Source organism: Nonomuraea sp. NPDC003709 (genome assembly GCF_040610775.1).
In the GTDB taxonomy this organism is placed as follows: Bacteria; Actinomycetota; Actinomycetes; order Streptosporangiales; family Streptosporangiaceae; genus Nonomuraea; species Nonomuraea angiospora_A.
In genome coordinates this window covers 441,122-453,959 of the sequence record NZ_JBEXMW010000005.1, presented here as the reverse complement: position 1 = coordinate 453,959, position 12,838 = coordinate 441,122, and the positions used below count along the sequence as shown (strand labels likewise).

Below are 12,838 nucleotides of genomic sequence, written 5' to 3'. Positions count from 1 at the left end.
AGCCGCTCACGCCGGGCGGACGGCGCTGATCGCGGCGTCGCGGGTGAGCGCGGCCCCGCTCTCGTACGCCGCGGCGAACGCCTCGTCCCCCAGCGCCGCCCGCGCCCGCTCCGCGGGCCACAGCAGGTCGCCGAACCCGCTGCGGTCCTCCGTCCCGAGCAGTGCGGTAGCGGCCCCCAGCAGGTACGCCGCCCGCGCCGGCTCGTCGTCGGCCAGCGCGGCCGCCCGCACCTGCGCCGCGGCGGCCAGGATCGGCAGGTCCCCCAGCTCCATCGCGGTGTCGAGCGACGGCCCGGCACCCGGCCGGTCGCCGTCGAGCAGCGCGGCCATCGCGCGATAGCAGGCGGCCCAGGCCCGCACGTCGGGAGGGCAGGACGGATCCTCGACCGCCGTCAGCTCGCGCCGCGCCTCCTCCAGGTCACCGCTCCGGAGCAGCACCTCGACCTGCGACAGCCGGACGTACTCGACGCCCTCCCTCCGCCGCAACCGCTCCACGCAGTCCCAGCACGCGTCCATGTACGACCGGGCGCGGTCATGCTCACCCGACCGCGCGTACGAGAGCGCGATCTTGGCCAGGATGGCGGCCTGGTCCTCCACGACACCCAGCTCACCGGCCAGGCGCAGCGCCCGCGACCTGGCCTCGATCCCGGCAGCGAGATCGCCCGCGCGGTCGTGGTGCTCGGCCAGCACGCGCAGCGCGGAGGACAGCCCCCACCGCTCGCCGAGGGCCTCCATCTCCCGCCGCGTCTCGTCGACGAGGGTGAACGCCCCGCTGACGTCCCCCTTGCTCTCGGCCGCCATGGACAGCGTCATCCGCGCGAACGCCCGTTCCCAGCCGGTCAGGCCCGGCATCGACCGTTCGGCGGCCCGGGCGGCCGCCACCAGGTCTCCCAGCACCATCGACGCGCAGAGCAGCAGCACGCCGACGGGCCCGCCCAGCCGGTCGCCGAGGTCCAGCGCCTCCTGAACCGTCTCCTGTGCCGCCGCCGGGTCGCCGAGCTGCTGGTGGACGAGCCCCTGGAGCGCCAGCCGTACGGGCCGCAGCTCCTCCGGCACCTCGCCCGGCAGGTCGAGCACGCCACGCATCCAGTGCACGCTCTCGATCCGCATGCCCTGCAGGAACCAGAACCACCACATGGCCGCCGACAGCCGCACGCCCAGCTCGGCGTCCCCCGCGTCGGCCGCGAACCGCAGCGCGGCCACGACGTTGTCGTGCTCGGCCCGCAGCCTGTCCAGCCAGTGGAGCTGGCCGGCGCCGCGCAGCCCGGGGTCGGCCGCCTCGGCGAGCCGCAGGAAGTGGCGCGCGTGCCCGTCCCGCACGGCCCGGTCCTGCCCGGACTCCGCCAGCCGGACCATCCCGTACGACCTGACCGTCTCCTGCATGCGGTAGCGCTCGCCGGACAGCTCGACCAGCGACTTGTCCACCAGCGCCGTGAGCGCGTCGAGCGGGTCGAGTCCGCTGACCGCCTCCAGCGCCTCCAGCGTGGCCCCGCCGGGGAAGGCCGCCAGCACCATGGCCAGCTCCCGCTCCTCGCCGGACAGCGGGTCCCAGCTCCAGTCGACCACCGCCTGCAAGGTGCGGTGCCGGGGCAGGGCCGTCCGGCTGCCGCTGCTGAGCAGGCGGAAGCGGTCGTCGAGCTTGGCCGCGATCTGCTCCACGCTCAGCGCGCGCGTCCTGGCGGCGGCCAGCTCGATGGCCAGCGGCATGCCGTCGAGCCGCCGGCAGATCTCGACGACCGCCCGGGTGGTGGTCTCGTCGAGGGTGAAGCCGGGGCGGACCGCCACGGCCCGTGCGGCGAAGAGGCGGACCGCGGAGTAGCCGCGGGCGTCCTCGGTCGTGCCGGCGGGCCACTCCAGGGGCGGGATGGGGTAGAGACTCTCGCCCGCGACGGCCAGCGACTCCCGGCTGGTGGCCAGGACGCGCAGGTCGGGGCAGGCGCCCAGCAGCCGGTCCACCAGCTCGGCGACGGCCGACACGACATGCTCGCAGTTGTCGAGCACGAGCAGCGCGCCCTGCTGGGCGAAGACCTCCTCCAGCCGCTCGGCGGCGCCGCCCTCCCCGGCCTCGAACCGGGCTCCGTCCCGGCCGCCGATCGCCGTGAGCACCGCGTTGGCGACGTCGTGGGGGTCGGTGACGGGCGCCAGCTCGGCCAGCCAGACGCCGTCCGGCGCCAGGTCGGCCGAGCGCTCGGCGACCTCGGCGGCGAGCCGGGTCTTGCCCGCGCCCCCGGGGCCGACGACGGTGACGAGCCGGCCGGTCTCCAGCGCCTTGGCGAGCTGGGCCAGCTCCTGCTCGCGGCCGACGAAGCTGGTCACCTGGGCGCGCAGGTTCGTCCGGCGGGTGCGGCGGCGGTCCTGGCGCTGCGGGTCGTGCCGGAGGATCGACAGGTGCAGCTCGGCCAGCTCGGCGGACGGGTCGACGCCCAGCTCCTCCGACAGCGTCCGCCGGGTCCGCTCGTAGGCGTCGAGCGCGTCCGCCTGCCGGCCGGCCGCGTACAGGGCCCGCATGAGCAGGCCCTGCAGGCGCTCGCGCAGCGGGTGCGCGGCCGCCAGCGGGCCCAGCTCCGCCAGCACGTCGTTGCCCGCACCGAGCTCCAGGTCCAGCCGATCCTCGGCGGCGGACAGGCGCAGCTCGTCCAGCCGTACGGCGGCGTTGTCCGCGAACGGCAGCCCGGCCAGGTCCGCCAGCGCCGGCCCCCGCCACAGCCCCTCGGCCTGGCGGAGCGCGGCGAGGCCCCCCGTGCCGGCCAGCCGCTCGAACCGGGAGACGTCCACGTCGTCGGCGTCGGCGGCGAGCCGGTAGCCGGCCGGGTGCGACTCGATCGCGGCGTGGCCGACCAGCCGACGGGTGCGGGAGACCAGCGACTGGAGGGCGTTGGCGCTGCCGGCCGGCGGGCGCTCGCCCCAGATGGCGGCGGTGAGCACGTCGAACGGCACGACCCGGCCCGGCTCCAGCGCGAGCCGGGCCACCAGAGCGCACAACCTGGCACCGGAGATCTCGACCCGGCGCCCCTCCCCGTCACGCACCTCGAACGGGCCGAGCAACATCACACGCACGGCACCAAGCTTGCCATTCACTCCATATCGCGCCAACCGCGCGGCGGTCAGGTGCCGAAGACGGTCTTCGCCAGGTCGTACGACTGTCCGGCCACGTCATCCTCGGCGAGCCGGAACGCCTCCACGATGGCGTCCGCCAGCGCCTGCGAGCCCAGCCGCATCGCCCGCGGGTCGATGCGCAGCCCGGCCAGCGAGCCGGTGGGCTTGAGCTCCACGACGACCTGACCGCCGGCGCTCTCGCCGCGCCCCCGGGTCTCCTCCAGCAGGCGGCTCACCTCTTCGAGCTCGGCCGTCCGCGCCGCCATCTCGGCCAGCGCGCGGTCGAGCTCCGGGTCTCCGGTACGGGGTGTCGTCATCGGTGTTCCTCACTCACTCAACGCTTGAAGATGAAGGCCCTGGGCGCGTGCGCCAGCGCCGAGCGGAGCGCGCCCTGCTCCGACATCGCCCCGCCGGCGACCAGGGGGTAGATGGTGGCGGCCGAGAGCGTGCGGCGGAAGAACTTGCCCGCGGGGTCCGAGCCCAGCAGCGTCTCGGTGACCTTCGTGGCGGGGAAGAACCTGCGCACGTCGCTCAGCGCCTTGATGCCGCCGTTGTAGGCCATCTCGGCGGCGAAGTGCTTGCCCGCGTACTCCCAGAGGTTACCCATCGGCTGCCCCGTGGCGGCCGAGCTGCCCGCGTGCACGCCGGTCTTGAGCGCGGTCCACAGCACGGAGTCGGCCAGCGCGTCGAGCCCTTCGCGAACGAAGTAGTTGCCGACGCGGCGCTTGCCCATCCGCGCCTCCAGGATCATCCTGGTGATCTTCTGGAAGATCGTGCGCTCCAGCTTGGCCCTGGACACCAGCCATCTGAACGCCTTCTCGGCCGCGACCCTGGCCGCGGGGTAGACGAAGCCGAACATCATCGTGAAGGCCATGGCGGCGAGGTACGTGCCGATGATCCGGAGCTGTTCGCGGTGTTCCTCGACGGCGTCGGCGTACTCCTCGCAGCCCGCCGCCAGGTCCAGCAGCTCCTCCTGGAGCGCGGCGTAGCGGGGGGCGAGCTCCTTCGGCCACACGTCGGCGAAGCGGTCCACGATGCGGCTGTCGTTCGCCTTGCGCGCCTCGGCGACACCGGCGTCGGTCTTGTGCGCGACCTTCCCGATGGACTCGGCCAGCGTGCGCAGCGCCTTGGCACGGTCCCGCAGGTTGCTCACGTCGGCCACCGGCACGTGCACGTCGGCGAACCAGGCCAGCGCCTGGAAGGGGTCGAACATCAGGCGCCTTCCTTGCGCGGCGGGGCCTGCGGGATCGGCGGCGCGGGAAGGTCGGGGATCTTGGGCAGCGTGCTGATGATCTGCTGCTCCAGGAAGTCCCAGAACTTCTCGAAGTCGCGGAAGTTCCCCGCCGCGCTGAAGTTCTTGTCGGCGATGCCCCGCATCGCCTCGGTGAGCGAGTCGTAGCCGTCGCTGTACCACTCGGCGAACGCGCGGCCGTCGTCGTCGCCGCCGACCAGGTCGGAGGTGGTGGCCAGCGAGGTGGAGCCGCGGTGCAGCGCCACGACGTCGTCGCCGGTCTTGTCGAAGAGCTTGGCCAGGCGGCGGATCGAGGTCCAGTGGATCTCCAGGCCGCCACTGGGGGCGTTCGGGGGCTGGACCGGCTCCTGGGTCGGGGCCGGGCGCGGGGAGGGCTCCTGCACCGGGGGGATGACCGACCAGGTGGGCGTCGGAACGGGCGACCAGGTGGGCGTGGGGGTGGGGGTGGGCGTGCCCGACGGAGTCGGGGTCGGCTTCGGGGTGCCCGTCGGGGACGGGGTCGGGCTCGGTGACCCCGTGGGCGTGGGAGTCGGGGTGCCGGACGGGGACGGGGTGCCCGTCGGAGATGGGGAGCCCGTCGGAGATGGGGTGCCGGTTGGGGACGGGGTGCTGGTCGGGGACGGGGTGCCCGTCGGGGACGCGGTCGGCGTCGGGGAGGACGTCGGGCTGGGGGTGGTCGTTGGACTCGGCTCACCAGACGAATCAGCCATCAACCCTCCAATCACTACAAACAAACACGACTAGTAACAGTGAGACACTAACGTTGACAAATTTCTCAGGTGTTAACAAGCGGCTACGGATTGTTCATCCATGCCGGCGTCACCTTGAGCAGCTCGCCCAGCTCGTCGAGCGGCTCGCTGTCGACGGCGCCCGTACGCGCCCGATCCTCGACGCGCCGGCACAGCTCGGCCTCGCGGGCCGCCCCGACGGTCGCGCAGCTGCCCTTGAGCCGGTGGGCGAGCGCGGCCACCTCCGCCACGTCGCCGGTCCGCGCCGCCAGCCGCAGCTCCTCGTACGTCCGCGTCGCGGTGGCCAGGTACGCCTCCGCCACGTCGGCGAGCGCCTCCGGCGACAGCCCCACCAGCTCGGGCGGGAGCCCGGAGTAGGCGGCCCACTCCGGGATGCTGGCGAGCACGCGCGGCCAGTCCACCGGCTTGGCCAGGTGGTCGTCCATCCCGGCCGCCAGGCAGCGGATCCGGTCGTCCGGCATCGCCGCCGCGGTCATCGCGATGATCGGGGTGTGCGCGTCCTCGCGCCGCCTGATCTCCTCGGTCGCGGCCAGCCCGTCGAGCACGGGCAGCTGGCAGTCCATGAACACCAGGTCGTAGCCCCCGGCCAGCACGGCGCGTACGGCCTGCTCGCCGTCGTCCACCACCTCGACCTCGTGCCCGGCCTGGCGCAGCACGAGCATCGCGACCTGGCGGCTGACCTCGTCGTCCTCCGCCACCAGGATCCGCGCGCCGCCGTCCCTGCCCGCGAGCTCCACGCCTTCGCGCGGCTCGCCGGGGCACTCGGCGGTGACCAGGGCGTTCTCCACGGCGGCCAGCAGGCGGCGGCGGCTCAGCGGCCGGGTGATCGACTGGACGGCCCGCTCCCCCATGGCGCCGGGCCAGGCGAAGCCCGACCGCCCGGGGGTGACGACCACGACCACGCTGGTCGCCTGGAGCAGCGGGTCCGTGAGGATCACGTGCGCGGTCGACTCGGCGTCGGTGCCGAGGTCGAGGGCGACGACCGCGAGCTCGTACGGCCGCCCGCCCGACGCGGCGGCGCGCAGCAGCTCCAGGGCGGAGTCCGCGGTCTCCTCCACGTCGAGCCCGGCGCCCGCCAGGAACCGCACGGCCAGCGCGCGGTCCTCGGGCCGCGGGTCGGCGACGAGCGCGCGCCTGCCCTGCAGAGCCTCGACCGACGGTTCCGACCAGGTGAGCACGTCAACGGGCAGGCGCACCCAGAACCGGCTGCCCACGCCCTCCACGCTGTCGAGCCCGATCTCCCCGCCCATGAGCTCGGTGAGCTGCCGGCCGATGGCCAGCCCCAGGCCGCTGCCGCCGGTCCTGCGCGTGATCGGCGAGTCGACCTGCCGGAAGACGCCGAACACCCGCTCCCGGTCGTCGGGCCCCACCCCGATCCCGGTGTCGGCGACCGCGAACCTGAGCACCGCCCGCGCGTCGCCGGGCTCGCCCTCCTCGAGGGTGACGTGCAGGTCCACCCCGCCCTGGACGGTGAACTTCAGCGCGTTGCCCACCAGGTTCGTGAGGATCTGACGCAGCCGCGCCGGATCGCCTGTCACCTGCCGGGGCACGCCGTCGTCGAGCCGCAGCGTGAGCCAGAGCCCCTGCTCGTACGCGTGCGGCGCGAACGGCGCGACCACCTCGTCGCACAACCGCGGCAGGTCGAACGGCACCGCGTCGACCTGGAGGTGGCCCGCCTCGATCCTGGACAGGTCGAGGAAGTCGTCGAGCAGGCGCAGCACGTTCTGGGCCGACTCCTGGGCCGTGGTCGAGTAGTGGCGCTGCTCGTCGTCCAGCCGGGTGCTCATGAGCAGGGAGTTCATGCCGAGCACGCCGTTGATCGGGGTGCGGATCTCGTGGCTGATCTTGGCCAGGAACTCGGACTTGGCGCTGGAGGCGCTGACCGCCTCGTCCCTGGCGGCGGCCAGCTCGGCCGCGTACCTGGCCAGCGTGGCCTGCGCGCGGCGGCGGCCGCGCGTGGTGTGGATCTGCAGGCCCAGGCCGATGAGGATGAGCAGGGCCAGCAGGGCCGCGACGGTCATGACGTTCGTCCTGAGCCGCTCGGCCGAGGCCAGCGCCTTGGTGGCGGACACCTCGGCGGTGACCGTCCAGCCGATGCCCGGGATCGGCTCGGACGCCGACAGCACCGTGCCGTCGACGCCGCTGAACAGGCCGTTCCAGGTGCGCCCGGCGAGCGCGGCGTCCACCCGGGGGTCCTCGCGCAGGGAGGTGAGCGCGAGGAGCTTCCTGCCGGGGTCGGCGACGAGCACGCCCGCCCGGTCGGTGATCAGCAGCCTGATGTCCTGCGCCTCGGCGGCCTCCTTGGCGAACTCCTGGATGGCGTCCAGGCTGTAGACGACGGCGAGAATGCCGAGCATGCGCTTGCCGTCGGCGCTCGGGATCGGCGCGGCCACCGCGACCGCCCTGGACACGTCGATCATCGTGGGCGTGTACGCCTGGGAGATGTGGGCCGCCCGCCGGTCGCGCACGGCGCGGTACCAGTCGGTGGCGGTGAGGTCCTGGGGCAGCACGGTCTTCGGCTCGGCGCCGAGCATGCGGCCCTCCGACGAGACCAGGATCAGCCCGCTGATGCCGTCGCGCAGCTCCTTGAGCTCTCCGAGGGACGCACGCATGGCCTCGGGGGACGCGTGCTCCACCGTGTCGCGCACGCCGGGCCGCTGCGCGAACGTGGTGACGAGCTGCGCCAGGGAGCCCATCTGCTGCTCGACCACGACCCGGCTCACCGAGGCGGTGATCCTGACCCGGTCGTCGACCTCGTCGCGCACGGCGTTCTCCGACAGGGAGATACTGGAGGAGGTCAGCAGCGCCAGGGGCAGCAGGCCGAGCAGCGTCCACAGGGCAGTCACCGCGAGCACCCATCTCACCGGCGTCCGTCCTCCCCCCTGTCGGTTCGGCTACAGATTAAGAGGAAGAGGGCATGGGCGGCGGATCATGGTGAGCAGAACGCGCAAAACTTGAGCGTTTGTAACAAAACCTGCCTAAGCTCACTCTGATTTGTAAAAACTGCACCTGGACGAGGAGTGGCGGTGCCTGAGCCACGGGACATCACCGTTCTCATCGTGGACGACGACCCGGTCGTCACGGCGGCCCTGCACGCGCAGGTGAACAGAGTACTCGGGTTCAGGGTGGTCGGGATCGCCCACACCGGCCAGGCGGCGCTCGCCGCCGCCGGCCGTTTCGCGCCCCGGCTGGTGCTGCTGGACCTGCACCTGCCCGACCTGCCGGGGCTGGAGGTGGCGCACCGGCTGCGCCGGCCCGAGCAGCCGCCCATCGACATCATCGTGATCTCCGGGCGCAAGGAGTCGGCCACGGTACGCGCCGCCATGCAGCGCGGCGCGCTCTACTACCTGGTCAAGCCGACCAGGGCGGGCACGCTCGAGCAGACGCTGCTGCGCTACGCGGCCACGGCCGAGCAACTGGAGTCGGGCGACCGGTTCGCCGAGCAGCAGGAGATCGACCGCATCTTCCGCACGCTCCACCTCGACCAGGGCGCCCGGCCGAAGAGCATCTCGGCGGCGACCGAGCAGGCCGTGCTGGACGCGCTGGCCGCCGTCCCTGAGGACGTGTCGGCGAACGAGCTGGCCGGGATGATCGGCGTCAGCCGCGCCACCGCCCGCCGCTACCTGGAGCATCTGGCCGATCGCGGGCTGCTCGAAGGCCGGCCGAAGTACGGGCCGACCGGGCGCCCCCAGCACCGTTATCGAGTGCGATGAGAGGGCTCAGGGCGCTGCTCGCCGTCCTGCTCTGCCTCACCGCCGCCGGATGCGGGAGCGACAACCCCTTCCCCGAGGGCTCCACGATGGCCCGGATCAGGGAGCGGGGCGTCCTCGTCGTGGGCACCAAGTTCGACCAGCCGATGTTCGGCTACAAGGATCCCGCCAGCGGGCGGATCATCGGCTTCGACGCCGAGATCGCCAGGCTCATCGCGAAGGACCTCACCGGCAGCGAGCGCAACATCCGCTTCGTCGAGACCGTCTCGCGCGAGCGGGAGAACTTCATCTCGCAGAACGTGGTGGACCTCGTCATCGCCACGTACTCGATCACCCCGGCCCGCGCGCAGCTCGTCGCCTTCACCGACCCGTACTACTACGCCGGGCAGGACCTTCTCGTCAGGACGTCCGACACCACCATCAACGACGTGTCGGACCTGGACGGCAAGACCGTGTGCACCGCCACGGGCTCGACGTCCGTCGAGCGGCTGCGCTCCCTGGTGCCCGGTGCCACCCTGGAGATCGTCGACGCCTACAGCATCTGCGTGCCCGCGCTCACGAACGGGCGGGTCGATGCGATCAGCACCGACGACACGATCCTGCTCGGCCTGCTCGACCAGCATCCGGACCAGTTCCGGCTGGTGCTCAAGCCGTTCGGGCGCGAGCCGTACGGGATGGGCGTGCCCAAACAGGACGTCGCCTTCCGCGACTACCTCAACGGCCTGATCGCCGGCTGGCTGCGCGACGGGCAGTGGGACCGCGCCTACAAGGACACCATCGGGGTCTCCGGCGCGACGTCCGACTCCTCCAGGCCCGGCGACCACCGGCCCTGATCGAACTCAGATCGATCAATCACTGAGCAGAACGCGCACAAGCCTTTCGGTGACACATACGGCTCCTACGGTTACGCCATCGCTGACCGAGACAAGGAGCGTGACGCATGACCGAGGCCGACCTGATCGTCCTGGACCAGGTCAACAAGCGCTACGGCGACCACCATGTGCTCAGGGACGTCAACCTGAACGTCAGGCAGGGCGAGGTCGTCGTGATCATCGGCCCGTCCGGCGCCGGGAAGTCGACTCTGTGCCGGGCGATCAACCGCCTGGAGACGATCGACTCCGGCACGATCACCCTGGACGGTACGCCGCTGCCCGCTGAGGGCAAAGCGCTGGCCAGACTCCGCGCCGAGGTGGGCATGGTGTTCCAGTCCTTCAACCTCTTCGCGCACAAGACCGTCCTGGACAACGTCGTCCTCGGCCAGGTCCACGTGCTGAAGCGGCCGAAGGCGGAGGCCGTGCGCAGGGCCCAGGAACTGCTCGACCGGGTCGGCATCGGCGGCCAGGCCGCCAAGTTCCCCGCCCAGCTCTCCGGCGGGCAGCAGCAGCGGGTGGCCATCGCCCGCGCGCTGGCCATGGACCCCAAGGCGATCCTCTTCGACGAGCCCACCTCGGCCCTCGACCCGGAGATGGTCAACGAGGTGCTCGACGTCATGACCTCGCTGGCCCGCGAGGGCATGACCATGGTGGTCGTCACCCACGAGATGGGCTTCGCCCGGCGCGCGGCCGACCGGGTCGTCTTCATGGCCGAGGGCGAGATCGTCGAGCAGAACACCCCCGACGCGTTCTTCGGAGCCCCGAACAGCGAGCGCGCCCAGTCCTTCCTCGCCAAGATCCTCACTCACTAAGGAGCCGTCATATGTTCGGCAGGTCCCTTTACGCGACCTTCGCGGTGGTCGCGCTCGCCGCCACCGCCACCGCCTGTGGCAGCGCCGAGGCCAGCAACGCCTCGATCGTCGACAAGGCCAAGAACGACAAGAAGCTGGTCGTCGGCGTGAAGGCCGACCAGCCAGGGCTGGGGTTGCGCACGCCCGACGGCAGCTTCGCCGGGTTCGACATCGAGGTCGCCAAGTACGTGGCCAAGCAGCTCGGTGTGGAGGCCAAGGACGTCACGTTCAAGGAGACCGTGTCGGCCAACCGCGAGGCGTTCATCGAGCAGGGCCAGGTGGACATGGTGGTGGCGACGTACTCGATCACCGACGCCAGGAAGCAGAAGGTGTCCTTCGCCGGGCCGTACTTCGTGGCCGGGCAGGCCCTGCTCGTCAGGGCCGACGACACGGCGCTGACCGGGCCCGAGACGCTGAACGGCAAGAAGCTCTGCTCGGTCGCCGGCTCCACCCCGGCGCAGAAGGTCAAGGCGGAGTACTCCAAGGAGGTGCAGCTGCAGGAGGAGCGGACGTACTCGGCGTGCGTGGACCGCGTCCTCGGCGGCCAGCTCGACGCGCTCACCACCGACAACGTCATCCTCGCCGGCTACGCCGCCCAGTACGGGGGCAAGCTCAAGGTGGTCGGCCAGCCGTTCAGCACCGAGAAGTACGGCATCGGGCTGAAGAAGGACGACACGGCCGGGCGCAAGGCGATCAACGACGCGCTGGAGAAGATGTTCTCCGACGGCAGCTGGACGAAGGCGCTGCAGGCCAGCGTCGGCGCCTCCGGCTTCACTCTCCCGCAGGCCCCGCAGCTGGAGCGCTACTGATCCATGGAAGCGCTGCTGTTCGAACGCGACACGATCCTCGCCGCGTTCTGGATGACGATACGGCTGACGGCGGTCAGCGCGCTCGGCTCTCTCGTGCTGGGGACGCTGCTGACCGCCATGCGGGTGGCCCCGCTGACCTCCCTGCGCGGCGCGGCCAACTTTTACGTGACCATGATGCGCAACACGCCGCTCACGCTGGTGCTGATGTTCACCGGCCTCGGCGTCGGAGCGCAGCTCGGCGTGGAGCTGTCGGACGACATCGCGACCAACAACTTCTGGCTCGCCGTCATCGGGCTGACCGCCTACACCTCGGCGTTCGTCTGCGAGGCCCTGCGGTCGGGACTCAACACGGTGCCGGTCGGCCAGGCGGAGGCGGCCCGGTCGCTCGGGCTGGGCTTCACGAAGACGCTCGGGCTGATCACGCTGCCGCAGGCGTTCCGCGCCGTGGTGGCGCCGCTGGGCAGCATCATGATCGCGCTGACCAAGAACACCACGATCGCGCTCGTGGTCGGCGTGGGTGAGGCGTCCGTGCGGATGCGGGAGATGATCGAGACGTACGGAGACCAGGTCCTCGAGATCTTCCTCGGCTTCGCCGCCGGGTTCGTGCTGCTGTGCCTGCCGATGGGGCTGCTGTTCGGCTGGCTGTCGCGGCGGATGGCGGTGGCCCGATGAGCTACGCGAACCTTTACGAGCGGCCCGGGCCGCGCGGGATCCGGCGCAACCGGCTGCTGGCGGCGGTCGTCGCACTCGTGCTGCTGGGGCTGGCGTACGTGGTCTACGTGCGCTTCGACGCCAAGGACCAGTGGGCGGCCGACAAGTGGACGCCGCTGCTGCGCGGGGACGTCTGGGCCACGTTCATCCTGCCGGGGCTGGCCGGGACCATCGGCGCGGCCGTGGTGGGGGTGGTGCTGGCGGGCCTGTTCGGCCTCGTCTTCGCCACCGCCCGGATGTCGGACCACCGGTGGATCCGGGTGCCCGCGGCCGCGGTGGTGGAGTTCTTCAGGTCCGTGCCGCTGCTGCTGCTGATCTTCTTCGCCTTCTTCGGCTCGTACATGCTGATCGGCGTGAACATCTCGGCCTTCGCCGCCGTCGTCTTCGGGCTCACGCTCTACAACGGCTCGGTGATCGCGGAGATCATCCGGGCCGGGGTGCAGAGCCTGCCGCGCGGCCAGTCCGAGGCGGCCTACGCCATAGGCATGCGCAAGGGGCAGGTGATGCGCCTCGTCCTGCTGCCGCAGGCGTTCCGGACCATGATGCCCGCCATTGTCAGCCAGTTCGTGGTGCTGCTGAAGGACTCGGCGCTGGGGCTCATCGTGGGCTTCGACGAGCTGGTGAACCGGGGGTTGAACGGGATCGCCGCCAACTTCAAGAACACCATCCCGGCGGCGATCCTCATCGCGGCCATCTTCATCCTGATCAACATCTCCCTCGACCGCCTCGCCACCCGGCTCTCCACCCGCCTCGGCACCACCCGCTGACCCGCCACCCCTCCCCTTCAG

At 71.8% G+C, this 12,838-nt stretch carries 12 protein-coding genes; 7 read left to right on the top strand and 5 right to left on the bottom strand.

The window, feature by feature from the left end:
- Positions 1–6: 6 nt before the first annotated feature.
- From ABZX61_RS18360 to ABZX61_RS18345, 4 genes are read right to left on the bottom strand one after another with little or no spacing between them, the layout of a single operon-like run.
- Positions 7–3,048 carry a BTAD domain-containing putative transcriptional regulator gene (locus tag ABZX61_RS18360; RefSeq protein WP_355196133.1) on the bottom strand — a complete coding sequence of 1,014 codons (3,042 nt, stop codon included), beginning with the start codon at positions 3,046–3,048 and terminating at the stop codon, positions 7–9.
- A gap of 56 nt (positions 3,049–3,104) precedes the next feature.
- Positions 3,105–3,413, bottom strand: coding sequence for a YbaB/EbfC family nucleoid-associated protein (locus ABZX61_RS18355; protein ID WP_355195853.1), 309 nt, complete (start codon positions 3,411–3,413; stop codon positions 3,105–3,107).
- A gap of 17 nt (positions 3,414–3,430) precedes the next feature.
- Positions 3,431–4,309 (bottom strand): hypothetical protein, encoded by an 879-nt coding sequence (locus tag ABZX61_RS18350; RefSeq protein ID WP_355195851.1) that lies wholly within the window; start codon positions 4,307–4,309, stop codon positions 3,431–3,433.
- The gene (locus ABZX61_RS18345; RefSeq protein WP_355195849.1) at positions 4,309–4,731 is read right to left on the bottom strand and encodes a hypothetical protein; all 423 of its coding nucleotides are present in this window, start codon (positions 4,729–4,731) and stop codon (positions 4,309–4,311) included. The genes ABZX61_RS18350 and ABZX61_RS18345 overlap by 1 nt, the downstream gene beginning before the upstream one ends.
- Before the next feature lie 7 nt (positions 4,732–4,738).
- Between ABZX61_RS18345 and ABZX61_RS18340 the strand changes: the two genes are divergently transcribed.
- On the top strand, positions 4,739–5,092 hold the full coding sequence (locus ABZX61_RS18340) for a hypothetical protein (protein ID WP_355195847.1): 354 nt from the start codon (positions 4,739–4,741) through the stop codon (positions 5,090–5,092).
- 49 nt (positions 5,093–5,141) lie between these two features.
- On the opposite strand, the gene ABZX61_RS18335 is transcribed toward ABZX61_RS18340, so the two are convergent.
- The gene (locus ABZX61_RS18335; RefSeq protein WP_355195845.1) at positions 5,142–7,961 is read right to left on the bottom strand and encodes a response regulator; all 2,820 of its coding nucleotides are present in this window, start codon (positions 7,959–7,961) and stop codon (positions 5,142–5,144) included.
- A 162-nt stretch (positions 7,962–8,123) separates the two neighbouring features.
- On the opposite strand from ABZX61_RS18335, the gene ABZX61_RS18330 reads away from it, so the two are divergent.
- The 6 genes from ABZX61_RS18330 (at position 8,124) to ABZX61_RS18305 (ending at position 12,817) form a co-directional block, all read left to right on the top strand.
- Entirely contained in the window at positions 8,124–8,810 is a 687-nt protein-coding gene (locus ABZX61_RS18330) for a response regulator (RefSeq protein WP_350727812.1), read from the top strand.
- Entirely contained in the window at positions 8,807–9,640 is an 834-nt protein-coding gene (locus tag ABZX61_RS18325) for a glutamate ABC transporter substrate-binding protein (RefSeq protein ID WP_350727811.1), read from the top strand. The genes ABZX61_RS18330 and ABZX61_RS18325 overlap by 4 nt, the downstream gene beginning before the upstream one ends.
- 107 nt (positions 9,641–9,747) lie before the next feature.
- A complete protein-coding gene (locus ABZX61_RS18320; protein WP_350727810.1) occupies positions 9,748–10,491 on the top strand; it encodes an amino acid ABC transporter ATP-binding protein in 744 nt (247 codons plus the stop codon).
- Between the two features lie 11 nt (positions 10,492–10,502).
- Entirely contained in the window at positions 10,503–11,339 is an 837-nt protein-coding gene (locus ABZX61_RS18315; protein WP_350727809.1) for a glutamate ABC transporter substrate-binding protein, read from the top strand.
- Between the two features lie 3 nt (positions 11,340–11,342).
- On the top strand, positions 11,343–12,011 hold the full coding sequence (locus ABZX61_RS18310; RefSeq protein WP_350727808.1) for an amino acid ABC transporter permease: 669 nt from the start codon (positions 11,343–11,345) through the stop codon (positions 12,009–12,011).
- Positions 12,008–12,817 carry an amino acid ABC transporter permease gene (locus ABZX61_RS18305; RefSeq protein WP_355195841.1) on the top strand — a complete coding sequence of 270 codons (810 nt, stop codon included), beginning with the start codon at positions 12,008–12,010 and terminating at the stop codon, positions 12,815–12,817. The genes ABZX61_RS18310 and ABZX61_RS18305 overlap by 4 nt, the downstream gene beginning before the upstream one ends.
- The last annotated feature ends 21 nt before the right edge of the window (positions 12,818–12,838 follow it).